This window comes from Natronococcus sp. CG52 (assembly GCF_023913515.1).
In the GTDB taxonomy this organism is placed as follows: Archaea; Halobacteriota; Halobacteria; order Halobacteriales; family Natrialbaceae; genus Natronococcus; species Natronococcus zhouii.
Map to the genome: position 1 here is coordinate 1,447,560 of NZ_CP099391.1, position 15,999 is coordinate 1,463,558.

General features: G+C 63.5%; 14 protein-coding genes and 1 pseudogene. 8 read left to right on the plus strand and 7 right to left on the minus strand.

Going from position 1 to position 15,999, the window contains the following annotated elements; genetic code table 11:
* Positions 1–30: 30 nt before the first annotated feature.
* Positions 31–682 (minus strand): annotated as a pseudogene (locus NED97_RS07410) (zinc-dependent alcohol dehydrogenase); the annotation flags it as partial.
* Positions 683–1,071: 389 nt separating this feature from the next.
* Here NED97_RS07410 and NED97_RS07415 point away from each other — a divergent pair.
* Positions 1,072–2,481 (plus strand): MBL fold metallo-hydrolase, encoded by a 1,410-nt coding sequence (locus NED97_RS07415; protein WP_252490072.1) that lies wholly within the window; start codon positions 1,072–1,074, stop codon positions 2,479–2,481.
* 458 nt (positions 2,482–2,939) lie between these two features.
* Here NED97_RS07415 and NED97_RS07425 read toward each other — a convergent pair whose 3' ends face one another.
* Complete coding sequence (locus NED97_RS07425) at positions 2,940–3,548, minus strand: hypothetical protein (RefSeq protein WP_252490073.1); 609 nt, start codon at positions 3,546–3,548, stop codon at positions 2,940–2,942.
* Between the two features lie 220 nt (positions 3,549–3,768).
* Here NED97_RS07425 and NED97_RS07430 point away from each other — a divergent pair, with 220 nt between their 5' ends.
* The 5 genes from NED97_RS07430 (at position 3,769) to NED97_RS07450 (ending at position 7,889) form a co-directional block, all read left to right on the plus strand.
* A complete protein-coding gene (locus NED97_RS07430) occupies positions 3,769–4,401 on the plus strand; it encodes a 50S ribosomal protein L1 (RefSeq protein ID WP_252490074.1) in 633 nt (210 codons plus the stop codon).
* A 1-nt stretch (position 4,402) separates the two neighbouring features.
* On the plus strand, positions 4,403–5,440 hold the full coding sequence (locus NED97_RS07435) for a 50S ribosomal protein L10 (protein ID WP_252490075.1): 1,038 nt from the start codon (positions 4,403–4,405) through the stop codon (positions 5,438–5,440).
* Between the two features lie 21 nt (positions 5,441–5,461).
* Positions 5,462–5,806, plus strand: coding sequence for a 50S ribosomal protein P1 (rpl12p, locus tag NED97_RS07440; protein WP_252490076.1), 345 nt, complete (start codon positions 5,462–5,464; stop codon positions 5,804–5,806).
* Between the two features lie 88 nt (positions 5,807–5,894).
* Positions 5,895–6,587 carry an HAD family hydrolase gene (locus NED97_RS07445; RefSeq protein WP_252490077.1) on the plus strand — a complete coding sequence of 231 codons (693 nt, stop codon included), beginning with the start codon at positions 5,895–5,897 and terminating at the stop codon, positions 6,585–6,587.
* A gap of 54 nt (positions 6,588–6,641) precedes the next feature.
* Positions 6,642–7,889, plus strand: coding sequence for a tripartite tricarboxylate transporter permease (locus tag NED97_RS07450; RefSeq protein ID WP_252490078.1), 1,248 nt, complete (start codon positions 6,642–6,644; stop codon positions 7,887–7,889).
* A gap of 197 nt (positions 7,890–8,086) precedes the next feature.
* Here the strand turns inward: NED97_RS07450 and NED97_RS07455 are convergent, their stop codons facing one another.
* Positions 8,087–10,480: a PAS domain-containing protein gene (locus NED97_RS07455; protein WP_252490079.1), complete on the minus strand. Its 2,394-nt coding sequence runs from the start codon at positions 10,478–10,480 to the stop codon at positions 8,087–8,089.
* 419 nt (positions 10,481–10,899) lie between these two features.
* A complete protein-coding gene (locus NED97_RS07460; RefSeq protein WP_252490080.1) occupies positions 10,900–11,739 on the minus strand; it encodes a BtpA/SgcQ family protein in 840 nt (279 codons plus the stop codon).
* A 106-nt stretch (positions 11,740–11,845) separates the two neighbouring features.
* Here NED97_RS07460 and NED97_RS07465 point away from each other — a divergent pair, with 106 nt between their 5' ends.
* Both NED97_RS07465 and NED97_RS07470 read left to right on the plus strand, forming a co-directional pair.
* The gene (locus NED97_RS07465; RefSeq protein ID WP_252490081.1) at positions 11,846–12,931 is read left to right on the plus strand and encodes an NADH:flavin oxidoreductase/NADH oxidase; all 1,086 of its coding nucleotides are present in this window, start codon (positions 11,846–11,848) and stop codon (positions 12,929–12,931) included.
* 148 nt (positions 12,932–13,079) lie between these two features.
* Complete coding sequence (locus NED97_RS07470; RefSeq protein ID WP_345781231.1) at positions 13,080–13,520, plus strand: cupredoxin domain-containing protein; 441 nt, start codon at positions 13,080–13,082, stop codon at positions 13,518–13,520.
* Between the two features lie 70 nt (positions 13,521–13,590).
* Here the strand turns inward: NED97_RS07470 and NED97_RS07475 are convergent, their stop codons facing one another.
* The 3 genes from NED97_RS07475 to NED97_RS07485 all read right to left on the minus strand — a co-directional run bounded on the left by NED97_RS07475 (position 13,591) and on the right by NED97_RS07485 (position 15,742).
* Entirely contained in the window at positions 13,591–14,760 is a 1,170-nt protein-coding gene (locus NED97_RS07475) for a mechanosensitive ion channel family protein (RefSeq protein ID WP_382206249.1), read from the minus strand.
* Positions 14,761–14,887: 127 nt separating this feature from the next.
* Positions 14,888–15,451 (minus strand): thioredoxin family protein, encoded by a 564-nt coding sequence (locus NED97_RS07480; RefSeq protein ID WP_252490083.1) that lies wholly within the window; start codon positions 15,449–15,451, stop codon positions 14,888–14,890.
* A 105-nt stretch (positions 15,452–15,556) separates the two neighbouring features.
* The gene (locus tag NED97_RS07485) at positions 15,557–15,742 is read right to left on the minus strand and encodes a hypothetical protein (RefSeq protein ID WP_252490084.1); all 186 of its coding nucleotides are present in this window, start codon (positions 15,740–15,742) and stop codon (positions 15,557–15,559) included.
* Between the last annotated feature and the right edge of the window lie 257 nt (positions 15,743–15,999).

The window sequence follows — 15,999 nt, forward strand, 5'->3', positions numbered from 1 at the left end:
TTCGTGTTCGACGGTGCGATCGCTGACTGCTCACTCGTAGGTCAACAGCACCTGCACCGCCTCGTCAGGACTGGTCTCGAGTAGTTCGTACGCCTCGCTCGCGTCCTCGAGCGGGAACTCGTGTGGGGAGAGCTCGAGGCGCTGTAACCGATTCTAGACCGTTTTGTGGCGACGATCGCGGTTCCATCGAACGGAGAGGCGGGGAGCGATTGTGCTCACCTGGCTGCTCCGGCTGTCGATCCGATCGCGGTGGAAGCGACCGCCGAGGCCGACCGTCGCCGGCTTCGTCCCGTGCTACGAACCGACGAGAACGCGTCCGTCGAAGCCGGTCGTCGCGACGGCGTCGAGCGCGTTCGGGTCGCCGGAGAGTTCGTCGGTGAGATCCGCCCGCGACCCGGCGACGCCCTCGAACCTCGAGTCGACGTCGATCCCGTCGGGATCGAGCGACCGGTCGGCGCCGAACGTCTCGGAGAGTCGACGCCGCCGCTCGTACCGGTCTACCGTGACGAGCGTCTCGAGGGTGCGTCGTCGAGCAGCGCCGTCGTCAGGAGGCCGACGATCCCCTGGCCGAAGACGGCGGCGGGTTCGTCGAGCAGCGGTCGTCCTCCAGCAGGAACGTGACCGCCGTCTCGAGCGTGGCGAAGATAGCAGCCTTCCGCAGCGAGACGTCGTCCGGGCCAGGTTCGGGACGGGACGCGTCTAAACTGCAACCGTCTGCGGCGCGGTAAACGAGAGCGTGTGCGCGTTCAACACTGGTGTCCTCGACCATGTGGGAGCGTCTGTCTGCGGGCGGCACCAGTCACGTTGGAAATACGTTCGATCGGGAAACGCTCGACCGTTTGTGCGAGCAATCGTTTTCGTCACGAAATCGGGGCCGCGTCGGAGCACTTCGTCGAGCGTACCGGGCAGAAATCGAGTGGTACACCCCAAGTGACGGCCCAGAGAGGTACGAGGTGGAGCATCCTTACACGACGAACGCGGTCGATATGACTGCACTACGAGTAATTCAGTTCCCCGTATCCATAGATATCAATCGAATAACAAAACTGCATGACCCAGTTGGAGGCTGCTATGCAGGTCACGTATCTCGAATCGGCCGCGATACTTATCGAAGGCGAAGACGCGTCGATCCTCTGCGATCCCTGGCTGATCGACGGCGCGTACTACGGTTCGTGGGCGCACTACCCCGAACCGGAGTTCGAACCGGAGGACTTCGACGACGTCGATTACATTTACATTTCACACATCCACCCGGACCACTTCGATCCCGATACGCTCGAGCGGATGGATACTGACATTTCGATCCTCATCCACGACTACCGGTGGGACTACCTGCGGGACGCCGTCGAGGATCTCGGATTCGAGGCGATCGAGCTGCCCCACGGCGAGCGGACGCAGCTGACCGGTGACCTGCACATTAACATCCTCGCGGCCGACGGCTGCGACCCGGAGCTGTGCGGGAACTACTTCGGCTGCTCCTGGTACGACTCCGAGGCCGAGTCGCCCGGATCGACGCAGGTCGACTCGATGGCCGTCATCGACGACGGCGAGTTCACCGTGATCAACACCAACGACGTCCCCTTCGGTATCGCTGAATCGAGCTGTCGAAAGGTCAAACGCGACTACGGAGACGTCGACCTCCTCTGTCACCAGTACAGCGCGGCGCAGTTCTACCCCCAGGCCGTGACGAATTACGGTCACGAGCAGAAAATCCGCGAACGCGACCGCGTCGTTCGCGAGAAACACGAACTCGCCATCGAATTCATCGACGTCTTCGAACCGGCGTACTACATGCCGTTCGCCGGAGAGTACGTGCTCGCGGGCGACCTCGCCCACCTGAACGAGTACACGGCCAACCCGCCGCGTGAGGAAGCCCTCGAGTTCTTCGAGAACGCCGTCGATCCCGACGAGCACGAGTGCGTCTTCCTCAACTCCGAGGAACACATCGACCTCGAGACCGGCGAGCGTTCCGCCCCGTTCGAACCCGCCGATCCGGAGACGAAGCAGCGCTACATCGAGGAGGTGCTAGCCGAACGGTCGTTCGACTACGAGAAGGACCCGATCCCGACGCTGTCGGAGCTGCAGGCGTACGTCCCTTACGCCTACGATAATCTAGAGGAGAAGCGCAAGGAGATCGGCTACAGCACCGATACGACGGTGCTCGTCTCGACGGTCGACGACGTCTACCTCGAACTCTCGATGGACGGCGGCGGCTACCGGTACGTCACCGATCCGGACCTCGAGGTCTACGACGGCTACCTCAAGATGGAGGTCGATCCACGGCTCCTGAAACGCCTCTTCGAGGGACCTCACAGCGCTTACTGGGCGGACGCGAAGATCGGATCCCACCTCGGGATCAGCAAGGAGCCGGACATCTACGAGCGAGGGTTGTTCCTCTGTTTCGGCTCGTTCCACACTCACGGATACGACGTGAACCCCGCGCCGAACGAGGCGCCGAACGCGAGGGTCGCACAGGATTGAACGGAGCGTCATCAGCGGCGCGATCGGCGCGAGTACGCGTCGTAATCGGCGAGGGTTCGACGAGCGCGACGATCAGCGGCCCCTGTGCGACCTCGTCGACGACTTCGGAAACGGAGAGGGTGCCAACGGCGACCGGTTCGTTGACGAGATACCGGAAGGCGATCTGGGCGCCGGTGAACGGGATTTCGGCGAAGTAGACGAGACGACGGTGATAATCGACGGGAGCGAGGACGATTCCGAAGAGGAAGCCGGCGGTCGCGAGCAGGAACGCCACGCCCATCCGGTGCGGAAGAAACCCGATACCGAGAACCAGGTGGACGGTCGCAGAGGCGGTCGCCAGCGCGATCGCCGCCCGGTGAAGGGCCGTAAGCGATTCGAGCGCGATGGAACCCTCAGAACCGGCCATACCGACGTGCTACCGGAAGTACGAAAAACGTTTTTCGGCGGCGATCGATACCTCAGATCTTGTTCGCGGGCGGAATCGTCCGCTCGTCGGGGCTGGTCGTTTCGCCGACGCCGAACAGAACTCGTACCCCGGCACCGGTTCCCAGGATCGCGGCGATCCCAGTAACGACGACGGCGACCGGCACCGATAGCGCGGAGACCCCGCTCAGGAGTGCGCCGAGTACCACCCCGATCCAGAGTCGATCCTGCCCGAGTCGCGTCGCGATCGAGATGCCCACGGCGACGAAACCGAGCGCCGTCAGAACCGGGAGAAAGGAGAGACTCAAGACGAGCATGATGACGCCGAAGAACATCCCGACGCTCGTCTCGAGCAAGAGGTAACCGCCGCTCGCGAGGCCGCCGAGAACAAGCGCGGTAGGGATGCCGATACAACTCGAGATGACGGGGCTCTGCCGGGACTTCGTGACGATCCGCGTGCCGTGTCCCTGGAGCAGTCCGAGAACGACCGTCGCGAGGAGCAGCGTCGCGGCGAACTGAACGCCGACTCGCTCGAGTGGGCCGAGCGACTGGAGCAGTTCGAGTTCGCCCCGGATCGTCGCGAGATAGCCGATCGTCTCTCTGGTCGAGCCGTCAGCGGAGTATAATAAGTTTGTTGGCCACATATACTGTTTCGATACATTCTCTATGGTTAATGTTTTCGGTTCGCACGACGGAGAGATCGATCGGCGACGGGGAGTGTTCCTGTAGCCCGTTCGGTCCGGAGACACACGGGCGGTGGAGTTCGACGGGTTTAAGTTCAGCATGGCACTTCGTTCAACAGAGACAGGCATTGCCTGTTTCACTGACCCGTAGGAGCACTCCTGCGTACTACGGAGGTGAACGATGGCAGATTCGGATATTGAAACAGCAGTAACTCGCGCACTCGAGGACGCGCCCGATCGGAATTTCACCGAGACGGTCGACCTCGCGATTAACCTGCGCGATCTTGACCTAAACGAACCGTCGAACCGTGTTGACGAGTCCGTCGTCTTGCCGTCCGGAACCGGCCAAGAGACGCAAATCGTCGTTATCGCCGAGGGAGAAACCGCCGTCCGTGCCGAAGAGGCAGCGGACGAGGTTCTCTCGGAGAGCGACGTGGCCGATCTGGACGACGACGAGGCCAAAGACCTCGCAGACGAGACGGACTTCTTCATCGCCGAAGAGGCGATGATGCAAGATATCGCCCGGCACCTGGGTACCATTCTCGGTCCCCGAGGGAAGATGCCGGACCCGCTCGGTCCCGACGACGACGTCGTCGAGACAGTCAACCGGCTCAAGAACACCGTGCAGATTCGCTCGCGCGACCGCCGCACGTTCCACACGCGCGTCGGCGCCGAGGACATGAACGCCGAGGATATCTCCGATAACATCGACGTTATCCTCCGGCGACTGCACGCGGACCTCGAGAAGGGGCCCCAGAACATCGATTCCGTCTTCGTAAAGACGACGATGGGCCCGTCGGTGGAGGTGGCCTAAGATGAGCGCACAGGCTGAACGCAAGACCGAGAACCTTCCCCAGTGGAAGAAAGAGGAAGTCGAGGAGCTCGAACAGCTCATCGACGACTACGAGAGCGTCGGCGTCGTCGGTATCGCCGGCATTCCGAGCAAGCAGCTCCAGGACATGCGTCGTGACCTGCACGGCACCGCCGTGCTGCGCGTCAGCCGCAACACCCTGCAGGTTCACGCCCTGGAAGACGCCGGATTCGACGAACTCGTCGGCCACATCGCGGGACAGGTCGGTCTGGTTGCGACCAACGACAACCCCTTCGCGCTCTACAAGGAACTCGAGGCGTCGAAGACGCCCGCACCGATCAACGAGGGCGAAGTCGCCCCGAACGACATCGTCATCCCCGAAGGGGACACCGGTGTCGACCCGGGTCCGTTCGTCGGCGAACTCCAGAGCATCGGTGCGAACGCCCGGATCGAAGACGGTTCGATCCAGGTCATGGAGGACTCGACGGTTCTCGAGGCCGGCGAGGAAGTCTCCGCCGACCTCGCGAACGTCCTCAACGAACTGGGTATCGAACCCAAGGAAGTCGGTCTCGACCTTCGCGCCGTCCGGGCCGAAGGCGTCCTCTTCGATCCCGAGGACCTCGACATCGACATCGAAGCCTACGAGAGCGACGTTCGGACGGCGGCCGCTCGCGCCCGAAACCTCTCGGTCAACGCGAGCTACCCGACCGAGACGACGGCGCCAACCCTCATCGCCAAGGCCACGGGCGAGGCCAAGAGCCTCGGCCTGCAGGCCGCGATCGAGGACGAAGACCTGATGCCCGACCTCGTCGGCAAGGCCGACGCGCAGCTTCGCGCGCTCGCGGCCCAGATCGACGATGAGGAAGCCCTGCCTGAGGAGCTTCAGGGCGTCGAGGCGCCCGCCGCCGAGCCGGCTGCGGACGACGAAGACGAATCGGCAGACGACCAAGAGGAGACCGAGGCCGAAGCAGCCGACACCGACGACGATGACGACGAAGACGACGGTGACGGCGCGGAAGGACTCGGCCAGATGTTCGGATAACACCAACTGGAGAATTCAACAATGGAATACGTTTACGCTGCACTCATCCTGAACGAGACGGACGAAGAGATCAACGAAGACAACCTGACGAACGTACTCGACGCCGCCGGCGTCGACGTCGAGGAGTCCCGTGTCAAGGCGCTCGTCGCCGCACTCGAGGACGTCGACATCGACGACGCGGTCTCCGAGGCCGCTGCCGTCCCCGCCGCCGGTGGCGCCGCAGGCGGCGCCGCGGCTGGCGAAGCCGCAGGCGACGAGGACGAGGAAGTCGAAGAGACCGAGGACGTCCCGGACACGACGGACGACGACGAGGACGACGAGGACGAGGACGCCGGTGGCGAGGGCCTCGGCGAACTCTTCGGCTAAGTCGCGACGCGACGATCTCGACCGATCCCGATTTCTTTCGACGCGGTGACGCAGTAGCTACTTGTCCGTACCGCGTGATCGACCAGGTATGACAACTACCGTGTACTTCGACCTGGACGGGACGCTCTGTGCGTACGACGTCCCCTTTAAGGAGCAGTTCGCGACGACGGTGTCGCCGTACGGCGAGCCGACGGAGGCGGCCTACGAGGCCTACGTTGACCGGCTGTTCGACGCACTCGAGAACTGCGAGTCCGAACCGTACCGTCGCGCGTTCGAGGACGCCGCGGAAACGACGGAGTTCGAGGCGGCACCTGCCACGCTCGCCAGCGATCACTGCGAGACGGAACTCGAGGCGTCAGTCGTGTCCGCAGACGCGAGGCGCGTAGTCGAACGCGTCTCCGAGAGGAGTCCGACCGGCATCCTGACCAACGGCGACGGGAGGCAGCAGCGGGCGAAGCTCGCGCGCCACGGACTCGGCGAACTCGTCGACGAGGTACTCGTCTCGAACGATATCGGTGCCCGGAAACCCGCGGATCGGATCTTCGACCTCGCGAAGGAGCGACTCCCCGCGGACGAGCACGTCTACGTCGGCGATAGCTACGAGGAGGACATCGTCGGCGCTCGGTCTGCGGGGTTCCGAACGGTCTACGTCGACGAAACCGGGACCGGAAGGAACGATGCCGACGCCGCCGACGAAGTCGTCTCGAGCGTCGAGGAACTGCTCGAACCGAACGCGCTTCCCGACTCGATCAGCACACCCTTCGAACGGTCTGGAGAGTAGCACGCGACTCGTCCCCCCGCGAATTTAAATCACAGGACGCGGCCAGACCGGTCGATGGTCGGCCTGCCAATCGAGCTCGTCGGCGACCTCGAGCTGACGCTGCGATTGCTCGCCTGGATCCTGGCCGGCTCGATGCTGGGCACCGTGAGCGGACTCGTCCCGGGATTACACGCCAACAACTTCGCGCTGTTGCTCGCCGGCGTCGCGCCGTCGGTCCCCGGCCCGCCGCTGTTCGTCGGCTGTGCGATGCTCGCGGCCGGCGTCGTCCACACGTTTCTCAACGCCGTTCCCGCGATGGCGCTGGGCGTGCCCGACGCCGAGATGGCCGTGACCGCCCTTCCGGGCCACCGGATGGTGCTCGCGGGACGCGGCTACGAGGCGATCCGCCTCTCCGCGCTCGGAAGTCTCCTCGCCGTCCTCGCGGCGGTCCCCCTCGCCGTGCCGATAACGTGGGGAGTGACGGCCGCGTACCCGACGATCAGGGACAACCTGTCGCTCGTGCTGGCGGCCGTCGCCGTCGCACTGGTCGCTTCGGAGCGGACCTGGCGTGCCAGGGGCGGCGGCCTGCTCGCGTTTGTCCTCGCGGCGATCCTGGGCGCGCTGACGCTCGATCTCTCGCCGGACGCGCCGCTCGAGGCCGGCGGTACGCTCGCCCCGCTGTTCGCGGGGCTGTTCGGTGCACCGGTACTGATCGACGCGATCCGCGGAAGCGGGATTCCGCCGCAGGAGACCGGGACGATCGCTATTCCGCACCGACTCGTCGGCGCGACGGCGCTCGCCGGTGCACTGGCTGGAGCCGTGGTCGGCTACATTCCGGGTATCTCGGCGGCGATCGCCGCCGTCGCGGTGCTCGTATTCGTTCCGGGAAACGCGGGTGACCGGGGCTACATCGTCGCCACGAGCGGCGTCGACACGGCGAACACGATCTTCGCGCTGTTCGCCCTGGTCGCCATCGGACAGCCCAGAACCGGCGTGATGGTCGCCTTCGACAGCGTGAACGCGCCGCTCGAGATTCCCGCCCTCGTTTCCGGCGTGCTCGTCGCCGGGGTCGTCGGCTTCGTCCTCGTGCTCACGGTCGGCGACGCCTACCTCGACCTTGTCGGTCGAATGGAGTACTGGAAGATCTCGGCCGTCGTGCTCGGCGGGCTGCTCGTACTCTCGTACCTCTTTACCGGACTCATCGGAATCGTCGTCTTCGTCGCCGCGACGGCGGTTGGACTGATCCCGGTCCGACTGCGAGCCAGGCGTGTTCACCTGATGGGAGTGCTGATCGGCCCGCTTATGTTCGGAATCTGGGGATAGGAGACTCGTCGTCCGAACGTTTCGTAACACGGTTGCTACGCGCAGGAATATTCGAGAGAACGCCGCGTTACGTCAGGTCAAGTAGATAACGGAAGGGCAATCGATTTCACGGATAGCTGTCAAGAACAGCGTGCTGAATGCAGAGGACACATTCAGCGGATTGTTACCGACAGGTGGGCTTGATACCAATTGGGAGTTCACGGACTGCTTACGGCTGGAAGCGTAAATGAGAAGATCGCGCCCTCGCCGGGTTCGGACTCGACCCAGATCTCGCCGCCGTGGCGCTCGATGATCCGCTCGCACAGTGCGAGGCCGATGCCAGTTCCGTCGTACTCGTCTTGGCTGTGAAGGCTCTGGAACACCTCGAACACCCGGTCGGCCTGCTCCGGGTCGATGCCGATCCCCTCGTCGCTGACCGAGATCACCCACTCGTCGCCGCCGTTGGCCTGCTCGGCGGAGACGTGCACTCGCGGAGGATCGTCGCCGCTGTACTCGATCGCGTTGTCCAGCAGATTCTGGAAGAGCTGGCGGAGTTGCCCGGTGTTGCCCATGGCGCGGGGGAGCCCTTCGGCAGTGATCTCGGCATCGTGCTCCTCGATTTTCACTTGGAGGTCCTGGTGGACGTCCGCAAATACGGCGTCGAGGTCGATCGCCTCGAGGGAATCTCCGCGAGTGTCGACACGGGAGTACTGGAGGAGACCGTCCATCATTGCGCGCATGCGGTCGGCGCCGTCCACGGCGAACTCGAGGAACTCCGCTCCTTCCTCGTCGAGGGCATCGGCGTATCGGTTTTCGATAAGTTGGAGGTAGGACGAGACCATCCGCAGCGGTTCCTGAAGGTCGTGGGAGGCAGCATAGGCGAACTGTTCGAGGCGTTCGTTGGACTCCTCGAGTTTGTCGACCACCTCCTTTAACCGTCGCTCGCGCTCCCTGCGTTCGGTGACGTCTTGGGCGGCCCCGCGGAACGAAACAACCTCGCCGTCGACGGTCTCCGGAACGCCCTGCAGTCGAAGCCAGCGCACATCGCCACTGTCCGTCCGGATCCGTACCTCCACGTCAAAGGGATCACCAGACTCGAGCGCGTTCTCGACGGCTTCTTGGACGATCGGCTGATCGTCCTCGTGGTACATGGTGAGGGCCTCCTCCAGCGGCGGCTCCTCGTCGGCGTCCACCTCCAGAAGCTCGAAGATGTAGTCGGTCCAGAACACGTCCTGTGTCTCCACGTCGATCTCCCAGCCGCCAACGTCTGCAATGCGCTCGGTCTTCTCGAGCAAGTCCAGTGCTCGTTCGAGCTCTCGTTCGCGATCTTTCTGCTCGGTAATGTCGCTCGCCATACCGATCCACTCGACGATGTCTCCGTCCTCATCCAGCATCGGTACCGCACGCGAGAACGTCCAGCCCAGGCCCCCATCGACCTGCTCTACCCGGTGTTCCAGCTCGAAGGAGCTCTTGGTCCGGATCGCTTCGTCGATGGCCTCCATGACGCGTTCCTGGTCGTCCGAGTGAATGTATTTGTTAGTCCAATCACTGGTCGATTCGTGTGTATCGGCGATGAAGCCTTGGCCTTCGAGGTATTGCATTTCGCTCCAATCGGGGCTCATGCAATACACTACGTCCGAGCTAGCATTGACCAACGCTCGGAATCGTTTCTCGCTCTCCTGAAGCGCCTCCTCGGTCTCCTTGCGCTCGGTGATATCGCGCGTCGTCCCGGCGATGGCTTCGACTTCCCCCTCGTCGTTGAGTACGGGGGCAAAGATGTAGTCGTAGATTCGCCGGCCGAGCTCGGCGTGTGGGAACGCTACCTCGCCGCGGACGGGTTCTTTAGTCTCCACGACCTGGTCAATCTCGCGTTCGTGCATTTCCGCGTGCCACGGCTCGTAGCCGATTTCCCGCGGGGTCTTTCCCATGGACTCTTCGAGGGTCTGGCCCCACATTTCCAGCAGTGCGTCGTTGGCGAATACGAAGCGGTAGTCGAGGTCGAACGCGTAGACGAGGTCGGGAGTACTGGAGATGATGGTCTCGTAGAGCCGCCGCTCCTTCTCGGACTCAACGGGCACTCTCGTCAGCTCCGGCTCCGCTTCCTTTCGCTCGGTGCTATCAGTATTCGCGGACGACTCCGAAGTCTCGACGGCGTATGCGATTGTTACTCCTAACTCCGCGAGCGATTCTCGTTCAGCCGCGCCAAATCCTTGCGGCCGGTCGGTAGCCAGTTGCAAAACACCGTATAGCGTCTCTTCGTAAACGAGGGGGATGAACGCGCAGATTTGATAGTCGTGGTTGAGGGCATGCTCGCGCCAATCCTCGCACGGTGGGTCGTCAACGAGATTCCGTCTGATCGTAACCTCCCGTGTGCGCACTGCCTCGTTTACCAGTTCCTGTTGGGGTGACCCCTCAGTGATGGTGATCCCATCGAGCGTGTTCTCCGCAATCCCGGCGGAGGATGCTGGAATTACCTCTTCTTTCTCCGGATTATAGCGCCCGATCCACGCAAAGGAGTACGACTCCGATGCTGCGAACTGCTCGCAAACGCGTCGTTGAATCTCGTTTTCAGCGGTGGCTGACACCAACGCTCGGGTGACGTCTCCTATCACCTCAGTTACGGAGTGTTGTCCGCCAAGACTCATTGGTAGCACCATACCGCCAGAATTGGTTTACTCCTAACGATGTCGGAAGTCGAGATGTTACACTCCTCACTCATCGCTGGAGCAAGTGAAGGATCCCGCGATCGACGTTATCCAGTTCCGAGAGCATACGTGCGATTTGAGTAGCGAGCACCATGTATGCTGGGACAGCACACGGCAAAACACCTTATTCACTCTGTTATAACCGCATACCTCGTTACCGCTGGTACCGTGGAAGAACGAATGCGAGATACGCGCCTCGTATTCGGCACGGTTCTATCAAAGTATCCGAAATAGGGCGGATATACCGGTGTGAGGTTTGCACTCTATAACGAACCACCTGATTCCGAGACGGTTTCGCTCCCGAGCGGGAGCCCGAACGACGGTCGTTACCGGGACTCGCACTCGCGAACTGCCGCCACGAGGGCGGCCACGCGCTCGCTCGAGACCGGATTCGTCGTCTCGCCGCCTTCTTTGAGCGCCGTCCCGACGACGACGCCGTCGGCGCCGGCCTCGAGGCAGTCGCCGACCGTTTCGCTCGTGACGCCGCTGCCGAGGAACACGGGCGCTCGCTCCGGGTCGCGTTCCGCGAGCACTCCGGCGACCCGTTCGACGTCCGCGAGCGCCGCCTCGGCGCCCGTTCCGGGCCCCGAAACGACCACGCCGTCCGCCCCGCCGCGTTCGACCGTCTCGAGCGCCGCCTGCCGGATGTCGGCGTCGCCGACGGGCGTCGCGTGCTTGACGTGGACGTCCGCGAGGATCGCCGCGTCGGTGTCGATCCGGTCGCGAAGGCGCAGCGTCTCGTGGGCTTGTCCCTCGAGGACTCCCTGGTCCGTGGCGGCCGTCCCGATGTGGACGTTCACCCGGACGAAGTCGGCGTCGGCAGCGGCAGCGATCGACATCGCGGCCGCGGCGTCGTTCCGAAGCACGTTGACGCCGACCGGGACGTCGACGGCACTCGTCAGCGTCGTCGCGAGCGCCGCCATCTCCGCGACGGTGTGGGTCGGCACGTCGTCGGGGTAGAACGGCGCGTCGCCGAAGTTCTCGAGCATAATTCCGTCGACGCCGCCGGCCTCGAGTCGCTGTGCGTCCTCGAGCATCTTCGTCCGGATCGCGTCGCGGTCGTCGGTCGCGGAATCGTATCCCGGTGCGCCGGGAAGCGGCGGGAGGTGTACCATCCCGATCACCGGATGGGTCGCGTCGAACCGGTCGCGAAGATCGATAGCCATAGCGAGGGTGGCTTGGCGAGAGGGATAAGTGTACTCTCCTCGGACGCTCCGGCAAGGGCGTCGCCCTTCACGCCCGTTAACTCCCAGTGGTCGCAACGACCGAGCGATGACTGACCTGTTTGCGCCGCTCTCGATGCGGGATCTCGAGGTTCGGAACCGGATCGCCGTCTCGCCGATGTGCCAGTACTCCTGTGAGCCCGACGGGTTGCCGACGGAGTGGCACCGGGTCCACCTCGGAAGCCGCGCCGTCGGGGGTGCCGGTATCGTGATGACAGAGGCGACGGCCGTCGAACCGCGGGGTCGGATCACGCCCCGCGACCTGGGCATCTGGAGCGACGAGCACGCGGCCGCGCTCGAGCCGATCACCGACTTCGCCCGCGAGCAGGGGGCGACGCCGGCGATCCAGCTCGCTCACGCGGGACACAAGGCGAGCAAAACGCGTCCCTGGGACGGAAACGAACCGATCCAGCCCGACGACGGCGGCTGGGAGGTGCTCTCGCCGTCTTCCGACGGCTATCCGCCGTTCGGCGGCGAGCGGCCCGCGGTACGTGAGATGGACAACGACGACATCGAGGCGGTGATCGACTCGTTCCGTGCAGCAGCAGAGCGCTCGCTCGCGGCCGGCTTTAAGATCGCCGAGGTTCACGCGGCCCACGGCTACCTACTCCACGAGTTCCTCTCGCCCGCGACGAATCGGCGCGAGGACGAGTACGGCGGGAGCTTCGAGAACCGGACGCGGCTCGTTCGCGAGGTGACCGCGGCGGTTCGCGACGTCTGGCCCGACACCAAGCCCGTCTTCGTGCGGATCTCCGGCACCGACTGGCTCGACGACCGACCGTCCTGGGATCTCGAGCAGTCCGTCCGCCTGGCGCGCGAGCTCGACCAACTCGGGGTCGACCTCGTCGACGTCAGTTCGGGCGGCCTTCACCCCGAACAGAACGCCCCCGTCGGACCGAACTTCCAGGTTCCGCTGGCCGAACGGATCGGCGAGGAGACGGACGTCGCGGCCGGCGCGGTCGGCGGCATCACCGAGCCCGAACAGGCCGACGCGCTGGTCCGGAACGAGCGCGCCGACCTCGTGCTCGTCGGCAGGGAATTCCTGCGCGATCCGTACTTCGGCCTGCACGCCACGGACGAACTCGAGGGAGAGTCGATCGAGTGGCCGATCCAGTACCGACGCGCCGTCCGATAGTTCGGCCGACGGGGCGTACGAAGCAATATACACCCGAACGTGATCTCCCGTTCTCCCAGTTCTCGGGAACGGGCAGTACGGTTCATCCCGTTCCGACCGAAAGCGTTCGGTACAGGCCATGACCCGATCGACACTCACCCGACGAACGATGTTGAAGGCCGTAGGCGCATCGACCGCCGTTGCGGTCGTCGCTGGCTGTCTCGGTGACGACGACACAGGCGAGGAGAACGGTGACGACACCGACGGTGGTACCGACGGAATCGAGATCGACCCCGGGACGGAGATCCTGTTCGAGGCCAGAACGAGCGGCTGGGAGGGCCTCGAGCCTGCGGAGATCGAGGACGAACAGAACCCGACGATCATCCTTCAGGACGGCGAAGAGTACGAAATCGGCTGGGCGGAAGGCGACGGAAGTCGACACAACATCGAGATCTGGGACGACGACGGCGACGTCGTCGAGGGGTACGAAACCGACCTCGCGAGCGATCCCGGCGACGATCAGATCCTCTCGATTACGGCTACCAACGAGATGGCCGCCTATCGGTGTCGACCGCACGGCAGTATGCAGGGCGACATCCGCGTCGAGTAGCGGCCGTCGCTGACGGGTCTCGACTCCCACCGCAGCGGCGAGTGAAACGCGCTCGAGGGTTCTCTTTCGCTCAGTCGTCGGTCGTCGAGATCCCGGTCTCCTCTCGAGGCGAATCACCGATCCGGAATCCACCCTTTCGCGTCGAGTGGACGCGCTGCGGATAGGGAATCTCGATCCCCTCTCGATCGAACGCCGCTCTGATCGCTTCGATCATGTCCGTCCGCGCGTCGAGCGTTCGTCGCATCGTCGGCTGACCGATCCAGGCGTGACACTCGAGGAGGATCGACGAATCGCCGAACTTCTTCGTGACGGCCTGCGGATTGGGCGCGTTCTTGACCGACTCGAGGTCGTCGACGGCGTCGACGGCGACCTCGCGAGCGCGTGCAACGTCGGTGTCGTAGTCGACCCCGACCTCGACCTCGAGTCGGAGCTGATCGTTTTGCGAGTAGTTCGTCAGCTGGCTGTTCGTCACTTCGTCGTTCGGGACGAGAACGTGTTTGTCGTCGAAGGTCTGGATCTTGGTCGTGAAGATGGTGACGTCGGTGACGATCCCGCTCGTCTCGTTGACCTCGATCCAGTCGCCGACCCGAAACGGTCGGGAGAAGAGGAGTACGAAACCCGCGAGCATCGCCGTCAGCGTCTCGCGTGCAGTGAGCGCGACGACGGCCGTAATCGCCCCTGCACCGATGAAGATGTTCGTCAGGTCCACCTGCCATACCGTAAGCAACAGCGTCACGGTAGCGGCGATGATCGCCACGTCGGCGACGTGATAGGCGACCTCACTCTGGTGTTTCGTGAACGCACTCGTCTCCGCCAGCTTGTCGATCGAGCGGTTGACGAATCTAATCGTCAGATAGGCCGTGGCGATAGCCGCAGCCGTTACGAGCTGGCGGGCGACGTCCCATCGGGAGAACGCCACCGACTCGAGCGTGTACTCGAGGACGAAGGTGACGCCCCAGATCACGGTAAAGCTGTAGATGGCACCGGCCACGACGAGACCGAGCACGAGGATGGAGCTGATCTCGGCGAGTTGCCGGCCGTGTCGACGGCGGACGACGTCCTGAACGCGGGACGCGCTTGCTGTGCCGAGGACGATCAGCGCCAGCAGGAGGGCCGTGGCGAGCAACTGTACTTCGAACGAATCGAAATAGGTCCGCTGGATCCATCGGATCGGATCCGGACGCAGCGATGTCTGAAGTAAGCGGGCAGCCAGGGCGGTAGTCGACATTCCGATGTTCATACTGAAAGACTGTAGCTACTTGAACGGACTCCCAGAACGATTCACAGCCCGCTCCAACGTGTGCGCTGTGACACCGACGTCCATCGACAGGCGGACCACGGCTCCGGCGGCCCGCACACAGGGTCGGCTACTCGTCGGTCCACTTGATCGAACAGCCCTGGGACGGCTGCCACTCGAGGTCGACGTCTTCGTCCGCGAGCGTGCTGTCGATCGCCTCGCGAACGTGGAATCGCGTCGGTTCGTCGTCGGGGTTCAGGGCGTCGTCGAGTCGGCCGTGGTAAACCAGCCTGAACTCGCCGTCCTCTCGGCTGAAGAGAAACGGATCCGGCGTACAGACCGCGCCGTACTCTCGAGCGACGTCTTGGCTCGCGTCGCGGAGGTAGGCGTCGTACTGGATCCGTCCCTTCTCGACGTACTCCTCCATCTTCTCGAGCGAATCGTCGGGATACTCCTCGGCGTCGTTGGGATTGATGCCGACGACCGAGACGTCGTCGTACTCGGCGGCCAGTTCGTTCAGCAGGTCGAACTTCGCCTCCGCGTACGGACAGTGGTTACAGGTGAAGACGACGAGCAGCGCCTCGTCGTCGGCGAACGACTCGAGCGTGTACGTCGAACCGTCTGCGCCCTCGAGCTCGAAGCCGGGTGCGGCGTCGCCGGCCTCGAGTTTCGAGTCGGACTCTTTCAGAACCATACCAGTCGATTACCGCCATTCGGCCTTATAGATTCGGCTCTCGACGGACAGCGACGGAGTCGAACGAAACCCCTACTCGAAGATAAAAACGGGATGACTCCGGGATCAAGAGCTATACTCCTCGTTGATCGGCGGATTCAGGTAACACGCGTCGATGATCACGAGAATCCCGACGACTGCCGCTGGAACGAGCGTCTGTTCCAAGCTCGGGTCGGCCACGATCGAGACGATCGCTGAAACGACGAACGCGAGCAGGATCAACCCGAGCTCGAGGTCGTACCGAGAGATCACAGTAGAAGCCTCGATCAGTGTTTCCGGTGGAGTCGGTGGCTGCGACAGAGCCGAAGAGTGGCGCTAACAGACACCTCGCCTCGGCACACACCAAGAGGAGACGAACTGGAAAAAGCGACGGGCAGGAACGTGCAAGTTTTCGATAGAATCCGTCGGGTGACGGTTCGAGTGCTCGTTTTTCGGTATCGATCGAATCGACGGTGGATCCTCGTTCACTTCGAAACGATCCGTCTATATCGGCAGGTGCGACCGGTCGG